Here is a 14488-nt window from a genome sequence, read left to right as displayed (position 1 = left end):
TTGACCTTTTTTTAATTGGATTTAATATATCAGTAGCCAGGGTAGGACGTACGGGTGCGTGGGGCATTGATCCCGTCAAGTAAACTGTCCACCCCCTACTTGTAGAAACATGTTTGAGGCTGGTTGGGACGTAGATCTCGTATAACAAGCGAAGCTATGACACTACAAGAAGGATTAGGGGTACTGGCAAGTAGAAATTAGAGGAGGAATAAAAATGAATCCAGTAGTTGGCCTGGATGTGGCAAAAGGAGAAAGCCAAGTTCAGGCATTCTTAGATAAATCAAAACCGTTTGGAAAGAGCTTTTCTGTGGAGCATACCAGAGAGGAATTACATCGCTTTATTGGATTTTTAAAAGAGATAGAAAAGATGACAGGACAAATGCCTATGGTCATTCTAGAATCCACTGGTCATTATCATACCCCCGTTGTTCAATTCATGGAGGAACATGATGTTCTATATATCTTGCTTAACCCTATAATTTCTTATCAGGCTAAGAAGTCCAGTTTAAGAAAGGTGAAAACGGACGCAATCGATGCGTATCAGTTGTGTGTGCTTTATTACAAAGAAGATTTTGAACCTCATAAAAACAGAGGGCTTCAGCTTTTAGACCTTCGAAATCTTTCAAGACAACAGGAGATCGTTACGAATATGTATGTAGAAGCAAAACTTCAGTTTCATACTATTTTAGATCAAGTATTTCCTGAATATCGGAAGGTTTTTGGTGATCTATATTCAAAGGTTTCTTTATTGATGTTAGAGGAATTTCCGACTTCAGAAGCCGTCTTATCAGCTGGGGAAAGTAAAATAGCCGTGCGTGTTGCAGAGTTCTGCCCTAGTCGTTCTGTCCAATGGGCAAGAGAAAAGGCAAAAAAAATAATGGATGCCGCAATGCGAAATCCATTTCAAAAAGTCGTGTATCAAAGCCACTTAATCAATCTTCAAATGTATATTGAGATGCTTTTTCAGTACCAAGGACACCTTTCAATTTTAGAGAATCGTATTGTGACCTTGGCAAATGAGCTAGAAGACTACAAGATTGTCCAATCGATTCCTGGAATAGGAGAAAAAATCGCTGCAACGATTATCTCCGAAATTGGTGAAATCGATCGGTTTAGTCATCCGAAAAAACTGGTTGCCTTTGCAGGAGTAGATCCCAGAGTTTACTCATCAGGAAAGTTCACAGCAACAACCAACCGTATTACTAAAAGAGGTTCAAGCAGACTGCGTCACGCCTTGTATCTAGCAGTATTATGTGGAATAAGAAGTTCAAGGAACAAAAAGCTTAAAGAATTCTATGGTAAGAAAAAGTCAGAAGGAAAGCCAGCCAAAGTAGCGATTGTAGCCTGTATTAATAAATTACTTCATTGGATTTATGCATTATTAAACAGAAAAGAATCTTTCCTTGATATAGCTTAATTAACAGTTTTAATAATGAGAGAGAAAATCTTCCAAAAGGTTTTTGGAGGGCTGTTTGGCATGCTCAAAATAGTATAACATAGGGTTAATAATTATTTTAGAGAAAAATATTGACATCCTATTAGCTGGTTTAGTTGAACAATCGGCTGCCTTCACAGGGTGGCTTTTCTTATTGCGTAATGAAGGTAACTACTGCCGTGAACTGGGGTTATGTCAACTTGGTGTCTAAGTGCATACAAGCCTGTTCAGGTTTGATTCCATGGAGCTATTCCAATTTATTATTCAACTAAAGGGGCAGGTTAGTTCAATAAGGAAAAGACTAAATAGTGTGAAGAAATAGATGGAATAGAATGGGGCGAAAAAATGGAAAGGAAGTTTAGTAAGTATTCCATCATTTTAGTTGTCGTTGGAATTTTTGTTGCATATATGGCTTTTCCACCGATTAATATTACTATTTTGGGTTGGTGGGGAATATTCATTGGATTTGGTGTCTATTTAACAGGCATAATACTTGGTATCGTTTCTTTCTTTAAGAAAGAAAAAGGGTTTATGAAGTATATCTCGTTACTTTCCATTTCATTAGGTGTTTTATTTATTGCATTTCTCTATGCAATCGTCGGTAGAATTTAACGAAATTAATTTTATGACATAATTATACTAACGAAGCAGATTACTTCAATAAAGATCTTACGTTTTTATGGAGAATTTATAAGGGAAAGAGGGGAATTTGTGAACAAATTTTTAAAAGTTACACTTATTGTTGTCGGAGTGATTATATTAGGAATAGCTATACTTGTATTTTCTTTTCTTCAGAGTATGAAGCCAGATAAAGAAAAGGAAGAAAAGGTAAAAATCCAAGCGGAGGAATATTTAGAAGATAAATTTAATGATAACTTCGAGATATATGACATTTTGCATGGTTCTATGGAGCACTTTAATTTTGAATACGGTGCCAAGGTACGGGATAAGAAAAATAATATAACGTTTTATGTTTACTATAGCGAAGCTAAAGATAAAATGGTTGACACTTACACCGCTAATAAATGGGCAGGTGATTTAGAAAATGAAATACGCCCTTATATTAAAGGGAATTTCGGAGAAATCACTGACTTTGACGTCATTTATGATGACACAATAGGAGAAGAATTGGGTATTGAATCTGCTAATCCAGGGAGTTATAAAGATTTTAACGTTGCACCTATTATTCGTTTTAATATTCCCCGAAAAAAGAGAGAGGAAGATGAAAAACTCTTTAATGAGTTCATATCTTTTTTGAAAAGTGAAGACAAACTGGAACAGGGTACTGTTATTGTCGGTTATGTCGCTGAAAATGGTGTATGGCTGGAGGATGATGAGTGGAGTAGAGAATTTTAATAAGTAGTTGATTGAGATTACTCAACTAACGCTTGCTTTAGTTAAAGATCATGGGGGTGCTTGGGCAGCTCTTTTATCTTATTCAACTAAAAGGGCAGGTTAGTGAAAGAAGGTTATAAAGAAATAATTAATTGGGGGTAGAGATAAATGTTATGGGGAACTATTTTACTTTGGATTGTTGGATTATTAATTTTGTACGTAGTAATCTTTGCAGCAGTAAAGGATGGGATTGATAGGTCAGAGGTTGGTCAGTTAATAAAAACGAAGTATGGGGTTAGTGCTGAAATTGTTTCGGTTAGTGATGATGAGATTGAAAAGGAATTGGAAGACGAATTTAATAAAAAATAGTGGATGATAAATAGGTTTGAAAAAAGTAATTCAGTAAAACTAGTTGAACTAACGGGGCAGTTTAGTTGAAGAAGTGCTTGTAAAATCCTGATGTTAATCTAAGGATTTATCTGTTGAAGTTTGTTTTTTGGAGGGACATAAAATAGTGGAAATCTCATTTATAAATGTAAGCGAGGACTATGAAGAGGAAGTAAATTTAGGTATTAAAGCAAAGGAAATGCCTATAAGTATTTTCGAAATAAAGTGCGAGGACATTGAGCAGTACCATTACATTTTTAGAGGTGTAATATCCATTCTCGCTGATTATTCAACTAGGCTAATTACAATCATATCGGAACCTGTTCCATTAAAAATCCCCTTTGATTATAAGCAGACTGTTTTAAAAGGAAAAAAGATGATTCAAACTGACTTCATAGATTCCTCAGCAATTGGTTTTCTTGAAGTTTATTTTTCAGAAAGTGAGTATCGAAATTCTGATGATTTTCTTTGCATAGGTGAAGTCCAGTCATGGGAAGTAAAACCTAGACCTGAATTTCCCCCACTATCTTTTATAGATTTAAAAGGTTTATTTGCCTTTTCTGAAGACCTAAAAATAATTCAGTGTGTAGTATTTGAAGCAGGATTTCAAACTGGGTTTTTAGCGAAATTGAAAGATATCAAGTCCTAATACTTATTCAACTAACAGGTGCGTTAGTTGAGCATGAAGGCCGATCCTTTTATCGGCTTTTTTTACACCATAGCAGTGTCATAACCTTTAGGTTCTGACACTCTAAATTGATGGTACAAGAGAATGGGTTCCTAGGGTGTCATTTATTAGGATAATAAATATAGAAGCCGTTGAATTGGCAAGAGTGTATATTGTTTAATGCGAGCATCCTAGAAAGGATGCTCTTTTGAATTACCTGGATTGATTTTTAAAATCATGCCACAGATTATAAATCTGCTTTTATCGTATAAATTGTATTCCTCGAAATGCCAACTTCACGAAGTATATCTACGATGTTCTTACTTTCAGAAAGTAGTTGGACAACCCGTTCAAAAATAACTTTATCTTTTCCAGTAGCAGCTGTATGATATCTTTTCTTACCCTCCCCCGATACTTCCCTTGTTGCTTAGCGATCGCAATTCCTTCTTGTTGTGCAGTGCGGATTCGTTGGCGATCATCATCCACCATACATGAGAGTAGCGTAAAGACGATATCTGAAAACGGAAAAAGACAGAGTTAGAAGATTATTAACTTCAATTACCCATGTTCAAAATCGTCTCTTAAGAGAAAGAATACTTCAGGAGTTATAGGTAGAGAAGGAACTTACCACAGGGTTTCTTCTTTTCTTTTAGTAACAGATAAAAGTAATAATAATTTCAAATAAATTATTCGAGAATGAATGAGTACCCTATAAAAATTACATACCTAGCTTTCTTCCTTATTTATTTCACTCCGAGTGAGTTGTTCGAAAGCCTTGTATTTCCTCGTCATTTCCCGCTTAAAATCGGTCTCTTTTGCGGTGGCCGCCTTCACCGTACTTCATAAATGATAAAGAATCTCCTCATTTTCATTATCGATACTTGCCTTTGTCGGTTAAGCTTAGCAAATCGTGGATATTAAAATCGTGTAAGCAAAATAACAACAAGAATCATTTTGCCTTGGAAAATTTATATATATTTTTTGAAAAGTTGTAACGGAATTTGCGGTCAAGGTATTAATACTAAGAACAGTGAGAGTGAGGGCCGTCATGAATAAGCTTGAAGATGAATATGAAGAGATCCAACCGAAAATATATGCGTTTTTTTATGCCAAGACAGGAAATCGGGCGACCTCTCAGGATCTCTGTCACGATACCTTTTATGAAGCGTGTAAAAATATTGCATCTTTTAATGGCCATTCCACCTTGTCGACGTGGATGTTCTCAATTGCCAACAACTTATTAAAAAAGTATTACCGCAAAAATAAATATCAACAGAGCTTAATGGAAAAGCTCGCAATAATTCCGGAAGCTGAAATACAGTCAATAGAAGAGTTAACGGAAGTCAATGAAGATACAAAAATGCTGTTGCACCATATCTCGAAAATGGAGGATGCTGCGAGGGAAATTGTATTACTGCGCATATACGGCGAGCTGAGTTTTGCAGAAATCGGCGTGTTGATCGGTAAATCGGAAAACTACGCACGCGTAACTTTTCACCGGTTGAAATTAAGAATTCAAAAAGCGATGGAGGTGACTTTATGAATAAAGAATGTGCCATTGTACAAGATTTATTGCCTTTATATGAAGAAGAGTTATTGCAGGAGGAAACCAAACGATTTGTTGAAGAGCATCTGCAAAGCTGCCCAAAATGCCGCCATATCGCAGAACAGTCACAAATTCCGCTGCCTGTACAAGTAAAGCCGGGGAGTTCTTCTAAAAAAATGATCCGGAAAATAACCGTGCGTTTGACAACGATACAGATTTTCTTTGTGGCCATTGCCTTTATATTAGCAATGAGCACCACCATTATGAATGACAACAAGACCTTTATCCTGACCTATGCCATTTTAGGGGCCGTCACCTACCTGTTTTATCGTTCAGTCCTCGTTGCTGTATTGCTCGCTGGTGTACCGAACTTCATTTGGAATTGCCTGCTATATATGACAGATTGGTTCGGCGAATTTTATGCTGAAAGTTTTTCTGAAGCTCTTCAATTATCGTTGTTTTCCTTAATTGTCCACCTGCTGTTTACATTTATCGGAATCGTCATCGGCTTTTGCATTCTTAAAATAATGGAGGAAAATTAATCATGAAAAAGAAAATAATATACAGTGTAATTGCAATTTTATTAATTGCCGCCGTCGTGTTCGCTTACATACAAATGAGCGGAAATCCAATTGAGAAAAACAGGGCAAAAGAGAGCCTGGAAGCGTTTTTAGAACAAACTTATCCGGACATGGACTATGAGATCAAGCGGTCGGCAGAGTATGGATGGATCGATGGCACTTTTCGTTTTAAAGTAGTGGAAAAGGAACCGATAGGAGTTGAAACCACCTATATGTTCGATGTCTCCGCTTTTGAACCGTACGAAATTCTTGGCGATACAATCCACGTATCCAAAATCGACAAAGCGGCCTCAAAAAAATTAAATGCAGAGGCGGAGCAATATATTCTAGCGCTTCTACAGAAAAGAGTTCCAGAAATCAATGGAGTGTCCACAGATGTAGAAGTATACAGCAACGAAGTCGCGGAATGGACGCCCCAGCTGAAAACACCAAAGCCCATGCTCATTATGACGGAAATTGAAAAAGGCGACTTGACCAAAGAGCAAATGCTGCAGCAGAGCAAGGCGATCCAACAGCAGCTGAACGGCGAATCCATTGATTATTATATGGCTGAAGTCGGATACCACAGCATTGTAGACGGGGAAGAAATTTATGATTATGTGAGTTTTACGCCAAAACAAGAACTGACGATAGATGATGTGAATTAAAAATGAAGATACTTTATACAGTTTTATTTTGAATAGTTGAGAAAGAAAGATTTTCCGCTTCGGAGCAAAACCAATAAAAAAGAGCCTTTGAGGATCTTGAATAAAAATAAACCAGCAAGGTTGTATGCTACATCACTTTGGTAGACATAACACCCGATATTTCCCACTTATCTATGAAACTCTTCTCGTTTCCATTCGTATATGTATCATTAAGAAAAAATAGAAAAGAGGGAATATTAATGAAATCCATTACGAAAAAACGTACAAAAGCGATTCTGATTGACCTTGCAATTTCAAAGGCTGTAACAGCATGTGTTGAGTATTTCTTGCGGAAAAAGGTGAAAAATGAAGCTTTTCATGCTCTAGTGACACCAACTCTCGTCGTCATGTGGTCATTGGAATATGCACAGCTGCGTAAATATGGTCAGACAATCGGTTATAAAACAATGGGGCTAACCCTAGAAAATCAAGATGGCTCAGAACTAACATCTAATCAAATCATTAAACGGTTGGCTTATCGAGATACTTTGAGTACGCTTGATTACTTAAAAAATCGGCAAGCGTTTGAAGTACAAGATGGGGCAATTCTTCCTCATGACCAGGTTTCGGGTACGGTTGTTAGAGAGGTTTAACATGAAGTAAAAGGATGGTTTACAAGAGCAGGGCACCTAAGGAATTTCAATTCACATCGAAATCCCGATTGTTAAACTAAAGCACCCATTAGTTTAAGTGAGATTTTTCAGAACACTTTATGTTCATACCCAATTATTAATGTTACGATAAATTATGGAAATATATTTAGGAGGATTATCATGAGAAAAGTATTATCTATTTTGTTGACATTCGTATTATTGCTTTCACTAGCTCCGCAGACGAAGGCTAACAATGTTGGTTTTAAAGACGTGCCTAAAAGCCATCCGAATTACACAGAAATTATGTATCTACTGGAAAAGGGGGTTATTGAGCCTGCTGAAAAGTTTGGGGTTAATCAAAAAGTCACACGAGAAGAAGTTGCAATAACGGTTGCTAAGGCAATTGGACTTGATGGAAAGAAAACCAAAACGAAGTTTAAAGACGTACCGGAGAGTAGGCATTCTTCGGGTTATATTAATTCAGCAGTCAGGGCTGGAATTATTAATGGATATCCAGACGGTACATTTAAACCGACACAACAAGTAACAAGAGGTCATATGGCAGCCTTTATAGCAAATGCCTTTAAATTGACCAATCAAGCAGATATAAAATTTAAAGATGTTCCTAAAAGATCAACTTCATATGTTGCTGTCAGGAAGTTAGCAGCAGCCAATATAACCTCGGGCTATCCGGATGGTACATTTAAACCGAATGAGGGTCTATCTAGAGCACATATATCTGCATTTCTTGCGAGAGCGATGAATCCGGCTTTTCGCCGTGCTTCAGAGTCGTACTATGGTGAGTGGATTATTAATCAAGTTCAAGCTTATGGAGTAGGTACTTATAGTAGTGAGGATGCAGAAAGTTTATTAGGGAAAAGTTTAACTTTTACAGCTAATAAAGCAAGTTGTTTTGGAGATAAACCTTCAGATATAGTAAAGGTGGCTACCAATCCTATTTACACCGAAACGATTATTCCAGCAAGTGATTTCGTAGAAAAACATCGTATCCCTTTTGATCTTTTAGGTCTTAAAGCACCTATTACAGAAATTAATGTTTCAGATTCAAAAGGCCATGTTTCTACATTCTTCATAAAAGATGATAATACATTAATTATATCCGGTGGTGGCACATATTTTGAGCTTATTAGGAAAGTCTCAAAGAATAAGTAGGTAATGTGGTAGATTCTAAGACAAAACAATTACAATAGATTAGGTAGAACTGTTTTTCTCAACAGATGAAAAGAGACTCAATGAGATAGGCATGAAAAGTGAAGATTTAACAACAGGTTTTTATATTTATAACGAAGACGAAATTGTGAAATTCTAGCTTATGATGATGCTATGCCTATGACACACTGCGAAGCAGTCGGAATCATGGCAATTTGGAATGAAGAGTTATGTGCAGAGTGTATGTGGCAACACAAGAGTTGTTGGTGGGTTTAATTAAAAATAGCTCGGTTCCTATTTTAGTGGAACCGAGCCTATTTTACTCATTAATCTTTTACTGTTGCTTATTTACTAATGGAAAGGATTGAGAATCTTCCTGAAGCTGCGGACAAATGGCGGACATTAGGTGTAAAAATCCAAAGAAAAAAAGACCTCCAAGCACAAGGCCTGAACGTCTTTTTTATGGAAAAACCTTTGTTCCTAAAGGTTTTCTTCGGGTTTGGCACCCAATGGTCCCGACTGGGCTCGAACCAGCGACCCCTACCTTGTCGAGGTAGTGCTCTCCCAGCTGAGCTACGGAACCGGGAATTAAATTGTGTTTCTGCTTACTGCACATTTATTATTATAGCGGGTCTGTAATAGAAGTCAACACCTTTAGGAAAAGTTTTTTAAAAAAGAGTATAATAGACACTAGAATGCTGTGAAAAAAGGGGGTGTTTCTTATCGACGTTCAATTTTCATTGCCTTATGTCTATGATTTCGATCGGGCAATTATTCGGTTGGCAGGGGACCCGGTGAATTCTGTGGATTTGCAAAGCCGCATAGTGCGCATCCCTATGGAAGAGGGAAATAATATCACGTTGCAAAGTACAGGCACGAAACAACTACCTGCATTTATAGTGGGAAATGCAATTGATGATAGTCAAATTGAAACGGTTAAATCAATCTTTCATTTTGATAAACCGTTGGATGCAATCGGGTTACATTTTGCGGGAACAGATCTTGGGCCGCTATTTCTTGAGTATGAAGGAACCCCGCTTGTTAAAAGTTTTTCATTATATGGAACACTAATGAAAAGCATCATTCACCAGCAACTCAATTTGTCGTTCTCACATACGTTGACGCAACGTTTTGTAGAATCATTTGGGGAGATGGTCGATGACGTCTGGCGTTATCCATCCCCTGAGCGTATTGCGTCGCTTGACGTCTCAGTACTTCGAGACCTGCAGTTTAGCACGCGTAAGGCTGAATATGTCATTGGCTTGTCGCAATCGATTGCAGAGGGGACGCTTGACCTTGAGCAGTTCAGGAAAATGGATGACGATGAAGTAACTTCAAAACTTGTTGCTTACCGTGGTGTAGGACCTTGGACTGCACAAGGTTTCCTAATGTCTGGGCTCGGACGTCCAAATTTATTCCCACTGGCGGATATTGGTTTGCAAAACGCATTGAAGCAGGTGTGGAAGATGGATCGTAAGCCCACGCAAGATGAAATGCTTGCCCGTTTTTCAGAGTGGTCACCGTACTTAAGTTATGCAGCACATTATCTGTGGCACAGTATTGAGTGACGTATATAGGGAACTAAACAACGCTTGCCTAGAACTGCACAACATAAGCCTAAAACTAAACAACACACACTCGAAAGATCAACTCACCATTCGTACACATAAAAAAACAGCTTTCCCATTTTAAATACATGGAAAGGCTGTTTTTATGGTCCGTTGGAAATTGGTATCGTTGACAAGTTAGTTACAATAATTATCAGTGTGTAGGCACCTGTAGTTGCTTCTCTTCATCAAAATAAAGGAAATTTTCTTCTTCAAGTTCTACAAGACGTTCTTTATTAATCCCCAATGAAAGATTTCCTTCAAAGATCGTTTCCCACCAAGTATCAGTTGTTGTCATGTCCATTTCCTCCTTTAAATTCTTTGTTATTTGAACATTCTATTCCCTTCAATGCTATAATACAAAACGTCAAAGGGTGAAAAGGAATCGTTAGACCTATCCTTTTTCCTTTCATACAATTATTCGTGAAAAGGGGTTATTTCTATGAAGAAAACTACATTTGCCCTCGTTGGTACAGGTATTGTTGGCGAGCGAATCATCAATCAATTACGCAATAACGAATCTGCAACAATTATTGCCTTGTTTGATGAAAATGATGAACGACTTTCTGAAATGGCGGATACATACGGATTATTTGCGGCATCCTCTTATGAGGAGGTTTTGGCGATGAAACCTGACTGGATCTATATTGGAACTCCACCCGTATCGCATGCTGCGCTGAGTACGGCAGCGATTTCAAAAGGCTTGAATGTGCTTTGTGAAAAACCACTTGCACACGATGTGACAGATGGATTAGTTATGGCTTCGGCTGCAGAGAACAGTAAAATTCAAACGGCAATGCATTTTCCGCTCATGTATAGTTCGTCCGTTCGTCATATGATGAAACTTGTTAATGAAGGTGAAATTGGTCAAATCATTCGAATTGAACTACAAACTTATTTCCCGCATTGGCCACGTTTATGGCAACAAAATCCGTGGATCGCTTCGCGAAAACAAGGCGGCTTTACACGAGAAGTATTCCCGCATTACCTTCAACTTATGTACAGGATGTTTGGTCAACTTGCGATTACTTCCCACCAAACCGTTTATCCTGAAGATGAAACGCTTGCGGAAACGAGTGTCCTTACAATCGGAAAAACCGCGGATGACATTCCGGTCTTCTTGAATGGTGTTTCGGGAATCGGTCAACAAGAAGAACTGTCCTATACAGTATATGGAGATGAAGGTGTTCTGAAACTGCGCAATTGGTCGGAACTTAGCATGGCACAAAAAGACAGTCCTTTTGAGATATTGACTTCCTTCGATACAGTGAAAACGCTTACGGATGAGTGCATTGCGGCAGCTAACGGTGAAACTGCGCTACTTGTGTCGTTTGATGAAGGACTTGAAATACAAAAATTGATTGATCACCTTTTGACCTGATAAAGGAATAAAGTGCTAACTTTTGCATCCCGCAACAATTCTAACTATGATTGAAGGTATAAAGGGATGGAGGGAATAAGTTGAACTTTACTGCACAAGACGTGGAATCGATGATTGCTTCCCAACACGCATATTATTTTTCAGGCCAAACAAGGAGTTTTGCATTCCGTAAAGAAATGCTTTTGACATTGAAAGACGCAATTGTTGCGAATGAAGCTGAAATTACGGAAGCGTTACATAAAGATCTGCGTAAAAGTCCTTTCGAGTCTTATGTGACGGAAATCGGTTTCGTCCTTTCAAGCATTTCTTACATGATTAAGCATCTTGAAGGCTGGATGGAGGATGAGACGGTGAAGACACCTGTTCATCTACAACCTGCGAAAAGTTTCATTGTTCGTGAACCATACGGATCCGTATTAATCATTGGTCCATTTAACTATCCGTTTCAACTTGTGATGGAACCGCTTGTTGGAGCGATTGCAGGTGGAAATTGCGCAATTGTCAAACCGTCCGAGGTAGCTGCCCACACGGCACATATTATTAAAAAAATAGTGAAAGAAACATTCTCGCCAGACTATATCCGAGTCGTAGAAGGGGAGCGTGAAGAAACTTCCGCACTCATCCACGCTTCCTTCGATTATATATTTTTCACAGGCAGTGTAGCAGTTGGGAAAGTTATTATGAAGGCAGCAGCTGAACGGCTGACACCAATTACGCTTGAACTTGGCGGGAAAAGTCCTGCACTTGTAGACCAGTCTGCCAATATTAAAAAAGCAGCTGAACGCATTGTCTGGGGGAAATTTGTTAATACAGGACAGACATGTGTCGCGCCGGATTATATACTTGTTCATGATTCTGTCAAAGAGAAACTTGTCAAAGAAATGCTTACTGCAATCCGTAAATTTTACGGGAAAGATGTTTCAAAAAGTCCGGACTACGGTAGAATTATCAGTGACAAACATTTCAATCGTCTAGTTGACATCATCAATAAAGACTGTGCACATGTGATAAGTGGTGGTGGTTCTGACCGCTCAGATTTATTCATTGAACCGACAGTGCTTGATACTATTTCATGGAATAGTGCTTCAATGGAAGAGGAGATATTCGGTCCAATCCTACCGGTTATGACGTATGAGAATCTCGGTGAAGCGATTCAAAGTATTCGTAAATTGCCAAAACCGCTCGCGGCGTATATGTTTACTGAAAACGGGCAAGCCGCGGATTATTTCATTGAAAACGTGCAGTTTGGCGGGGGATGTATTAACGATACAATTGCGCATGTTGGTAACGTTAATTTACCGTTTGGCGGAGTCGGTTCATCAGGTATGAGTGCATACCATGGAAAAGCAAGTTTCGATACGTTCACACATGCAAAATCCATGATGAAAAAAAGTACGTCCATTCCAATGACACTTGCATTTCCGCCATACGGCAATAAATTAAAAATAGTAAAACCGCTCATCCGTTAATGGGTGGCGGTTTTCTTTTCGTTTAAACTAGTGGAAGTATAATCGTTGTTTCGGTTCCATGATTTATTTTGCTGGTCACGGTTATAGTTCCGCCTTGATCGACGATGATTTTTTTTGTAATTAGCATGCCAAGGCCGGTACCTTCTGCTTTAGTCGTGTAAAATGGTTCAAATAGATTATCAATTGTTTCGGTATTCATCCCGGGACCGTTATCGCGGATGAAGATAGTAACTCTTTCGTCTTGGAATTTGACAACGATAGTGATTATGCCGTTTTTTACAAGCGCTTCACACGAATTTTTAAATAAGTTAATGAAGACTTGTTTCATACCATCTTCATTACCTCTAATGATTGCATTATTTTTAGGAATCTGAACATCGCAAAAAATTGACCGATTACTAAATTCCGTTTCGAATATCGATACTACATCTAGAAGTGACTTTTCAATGTAGAAATCAGTGAATTTTTTTAAATTCGGTTTTGATAGGACGAGAAACTCGCTGACTATCAAATCAATACGGTTTATTTCTGTATACATAATTTCGGTGTATGCGCGATATGGATTAGCGGGATCGTTGTTCATCATCTGTACGAATCCTGAAATGGATGTCATAGGATTACGTACTTCGTGGGCGACGCTTGCTGCAATCTCACCGATTACTTTTAGTTTTTCTGTATCGATTTTTAGTTGTTCAGCTTGTAGCTTAAGTGTAATGTCGCGTGCAATGAATGACGTGGCGACTAACTTTTTTTCAGAATCGTAGATAGGGGCTAATGTCAGTTCAGCATCAAACACGGTACCATCTTTCCTCATCTCTTTGGTTAGCAGAAAATGATAACTTTCCCCGTTCAATAATTTTTTTGTCCTCTCTGCAATCGTTGCATCCTCGGACAAAGGGAAGAGTCGTGGCGAACGTCCCATGCATTCCTCGCGCTTCCAGCCGTATGTTTTTTCAAATGCGGGATTCATTGCGACAATGTTCTGATCTAAGTCGAACACAACAATTGCGTCTTCCGTATGTTCAAAAAAGAGATCGAGATAGCTTTCTCTGGATGTAAGTAAAACATCCAACTTCTTGTTTTCCTTGAAGATATTGTTCCATTCCGGTGTGATTCTGAAAGTGTACAGTACGCAAAGGAACACCGCCAAGCTGAAAATGAAAGCTATATTGGGGAGTAATTGAGTTTCATCCACTGATTTATAAATTGGACTGAATAAGTAAAATAAAACAAACACTTCTATACCCGTGATGGCCATAATCAGTATGTTTAACCAAGTGATATTGTAGATTGCCACTAAGGCGATAGGGAAGATAAGATAAAATAAGTGTACTAAATCAGGATTTACTAAGTTTGAAATAAGTATATATAAAAAGTACCCAATTATTAGGGGAATTCGAAAAGTAAGAGAATTCATCCCCGATTTATAAAGGACAAACAGTACAGTAACGATGAACAATCCGATAAGGCCTGAAATCATTGCGCTATGAAAATCTAAAAGAAGTGACGTGAAAATATGTACGGTGACGCTAGAGGCAAAAAAAAGTATAATAAACATATTGCGTGAATGGACGATTGTCGAATCTTTCATTGGGCACCTCACAACATTACTTTATACTTATCATACATGA

General features: G+C 38.1%; 16 protein-coding genes and 1 tRNA gene. 13 read left to right on the top strand and 4 right to left on the bottom strand.

The features are described 5' to 3' along the window. Window positions 1–214: 214 nt before the first annotated feature. The 5 genes from ACGLYD_RS13555 to ACGLYD_RS13535 all read left to right on the top strand — a co-directional run bounded on the left by ACGLYD_RS13555 (window position 215) and on the right by ACGLYD_RS13535 (window position 3806). On the top strand, window positions 215–1417 hold the full coding sequence (locus tag ACGLYD_RS13555; protein WP_399628434.1) for an IS110 family transposase: 1203 nt from the start codon (window positions 215–217) through the stop codon (window positions 1415–1417). Window positions 1418–1780: 363 nt separating this feature from the next. Continuing rightward, a complete protein-coding gene (locus ACGLYD_RS13550; protein ID WP_342538826.1) occupies window positions 1781–2047 on the top strand; it encodes a hypothetical protein in 267 nt (88 codons plus the stop codon). Window positions 2048–2146: 99 nt separating this feature from the next. Further along, window positions 2147–2791 (top strand): hypothetical protein, encoded by a 645-nt coding sequence (locus tag ACGLYD_RS13545; RefSeq protein WP_342538825.1) that lies wholly within the window; start codon window positions 2147–2149, stop codon window positions 2789–2791. Between the two features lie 147 nt (window positions 2792–2938). After that, window positions 2939–3139, top strand: a complete 201-nt coding sequence (locus ACGLYD_RS13540; RefSeq protein ID WP_342538824.1) for a hypothetical protein — start codon at window positions 2939–2941, stop codon at window positions 3137–3139. A gap of 145 nt (window positions 3140–3284) precedes the next feature. Continuing rightward, a complete protein-coding gene (locus ACGLYD_RS13535) occupies window positions 3285–3806 on the top strand; it encodes a hypothetical protein (RefSeq protein ID WP_399628430.1) in 522 nt (173 codons plus the stop codon). Window positions 3807–4071: 265 nt separating this feature from the next. Here ACGLYD_RS13535 and ACGLYD_RS13530 read toward each other — a convergent pair whose 3' ends face one another. Next, a complete protein-coding gene (locus ACGLYD_RS13530; RefSeq protein WP_399633233.1) occupies window positions 4072–4131 on the bottom strand; it encodes a hypothetical protein in 60 nt (19 codons plus the stop codon). 741 nt (window positions 4132–4872) lie between these two features. On the opposite strand from ACGLYD_RS13530, the gene ACGLYD_RS13525 reads away from it, so the two are divergent. The 5 genes from ACGLYD_RS13525 (at window position 4873) to ACGLYD_RS13505 (ending at window position 8403) form a co-directional block, all read left to right on the top strand. Then, on the top strand, window positions 4873–5367 hold the full coding sequence (locus tag ACGLYD_RS13525) for an RNA polymerase sigma factor (protein WP_067211747.1): 495 nt from the start codon (window positions 4873–4875) through the stop codon (window positions 5365–5367). Beyond that, complete coding sequence (locus ACGLYD_RS13520) at window positions 5364–5912, top strand: zf-HC2 domain-containing protein (RefSeq protein ID WP_342538822.1); 549 nt, start codon at window positions 5364–5366, stop codon at window positions 5910–5912. Before ACGLYD_RS13525 ends, ACGLYD_RS13520 begins: the two co-directional genes overlap by 4 nt. 2 nt (window positions 5913–5914) lie before the next feature. Next, entirely contained in the window at window positions 5915–6598 is a 684-nt protein-coding gene (locus ACGLYD_RS13515; RefSeq protein ID WP_342538821.1) for a hypothetical protein, read from the top strand. A gap of 239 nt (window positions 6599–6837) precedes the next feature. After that, window positions 6838–7230: an RDD family protein gene (locus tag ACGLYD_RS13510; RefSeq protein WP_187045498.1), complete on the top strand. Its 393-nt coding sequence runs from the start codon at window positions 6838–6840 to the stop codon at window positions 7228–7230. A 180-nt stretch (window positions 7231–7410) separates the two neighbouring features. Continuing rightward, entirely contained in the window at window positions 7411–8403 is a 993-nt protein-coding gene (locus tag ACGLYD_RS13505; RefSeq protein WP_399628425.1) for an S-layer homology domain-containing protein, read from the top strand. A gap of 507 nt (window positions 8404–8910) precedes the next feature. Here ACGLYD_RS13505 and ACGLYD_RS13500 read toward each other — a convergent pair. Continuing rightward, window positions 8911–8983 (bottom strand) — tRNA-Val (locus tag ACGLYD_RS13500). 139 nt (window positions 8984–9122) lie between these two features. On the opposite strand from ACGLYD_RS13500, the gene ACGLYD_RS13495 reads away from it, so the two are divergent. Next, on the top strand, window positions 9123–9968 hold the full coding sequence (locus ACGLYD_RS13495; protein WP_399633231.1) for a DNA-3-methyladenine glycosylase family protein: 846 nt from the start codon (window positions 9123–9125) through the stop codon (window positions 9966–9968). A 193-nt stretch (window positions 9969–10161) separates the two neighbouring features. Here the strand turns inward: ACGLYD_RS13495 and ACGLYD_RS13490 are convergent, their stop codons facing one another. After that, window positions 10162–10305, bottom strand: a complete 144-nt coding sequence (locus ACGLYD_RS13490) for a hypothetical protein (RefSeq protein ID WP_187045496.1) — start codon at window positions 10303–10305, stop codon at window positions 10162–10164. 144 nt (window positions 10306–10449) lie between these two features. Between ACGLYD_RS13490 and ACGLYD_RS13485 the strand changes: the two genes are divergently transcribed. Together ACGLYD_RS13485 and ACGLYD_RS13480 are read left to right on the top strand one after the other, a co-directional pair. Further along, the gene (locus ACGLYD_RS13485; protein ID WP_187045495.1) at window positions 10450–11388 is read left to right on the top strand and encodes a Gfo/Idh/MocA family protein; all 939 of its coding nucleotides are present in this window, start codon (window positions 10450–10452) and stop codon (window positions 11386–11388) included. A gap of 80 nt (window positions 11389–11468) precedes the next feature. After that, window positions 11469–12857 (top strand): aldehyde dehydrogenase, encoded by a 1389-nt coding sequence (locus ACGLYD_RS13480; protein ID WP_340740475.1) that lies wholly within the window; start codon window positions 11469–11471, stop codon window positions 12855–12857. Between the two features lie 22 nt (window positions 12858–12879). Here the strand turns inward: ACGLYD_RS13480 and ACGLYD_RS13475 are convergent, their stop codons facing one another. Further along, complete coding sequence (locus tag ACGLYD_RS13475) at window positions 12880–14448, bottom strand: nitrogen regulation protein NR(II) (RefSeq protein WP_067211709.1); 1569 nt, start codon at window positions 14446–14448, stop codon at window positions 12880–12882. Window positions 14449–14488 lie beyond the last annotated feature (40 nt).

It is taken from the genome of Sporosarcina sp. SG10008 (genome assembly GCF_044569405.1).
Taxonomy (GTDB): domain Bacteria; phylum Bacillota; class Bacilli; order Bacillales_A; family Planococcaceae; genus Sporosarcina; species Sporosarcina psychrophila.
The sequence above is the reverse complement of the archived record's forward strand: the minus strand, read 5'-3'. Positions and strand labels throughout refer to the sequence as shown.

Bases quoted from the DNA above. Each gene is read 5' to 3' on its own strand.
- ACGLYD_RS13540 (WP_342538824.1), top strand. From the start codon at position 2,939: ATGTTATGGGGAACTATTTTACTTTGGATTGTTGGATTATTAATTTTG.
- ACGLYD_RS13550 (WP_342538826.1), top strand. From the start codon at position 1,781: ATGGAAAGGAAGTTTAGTAAGTATTCCATCATTTTAGTTGTCGTTGGA.
- ACGLYD_RS13510 (WP_187045498.1), top strand. From the start codon at position 6,838: ATGAAATCCATTACGAAAAAACGTACAAAAGCGATTCTGATTGACCTT.
- ACGLYD_RS13485 (WP_187045495.1), top strand. From the start codon at position 10,450: ATGAAGAAAACTACATTTGCCCTCGTTGGTACAGGTATTGTTGGCGAG.
- ACGLYD_RS13475 (WP_067211709.1), bottom strand. From the start codon at position 14,448: ATGAAAGATTCGACAATCGTCCATTCACGCAATATGTTTATTATACTT.
- ACGLYD_RS13490 (WP_187045496.1), bottom strand. From the start codon at position 10,305: ATGACAACAACTGATACTTGGTGGGAAACGATCTTTGAAGGAAATCTT.
- ACGLYD_RS13505 (WP_399628425.1), top strand. From the start codon at position 7,411: ATGAGAAAAGTATTATCTATTTTGTTGACATTCGTATTATTGCTTTCA.
- ACGLYD_RS13525 (WP_067211747.1), top strand. From the start codon at position 4,873: ATGAATAAGCTTGAAGATGAATATGAAGAGATCCAACCGAAAATATAT.
- ACGLYD_RS13520 (WP_342538822.1), top strand. From the start codon at position 5,364: ATGAATAAAGAATGTGCCATTGTACAAGATTTATTGCCTTTATATGAA.
- ACGLYD_RS13515 (WP_342538821.1), top strand. From the start codon at position 5,915: ATGAAAAAGAAAATAATATACAGTGTAATTGCAATTTTATTAATTGCC.
- ACGLYD_RS13555 (WP_399628434.1), top strand. From the start codon at position 215: ATGAATCCAGTAGTTGGCCTGGATGTGGCAAAAGGAGAAAGCCAAGTT.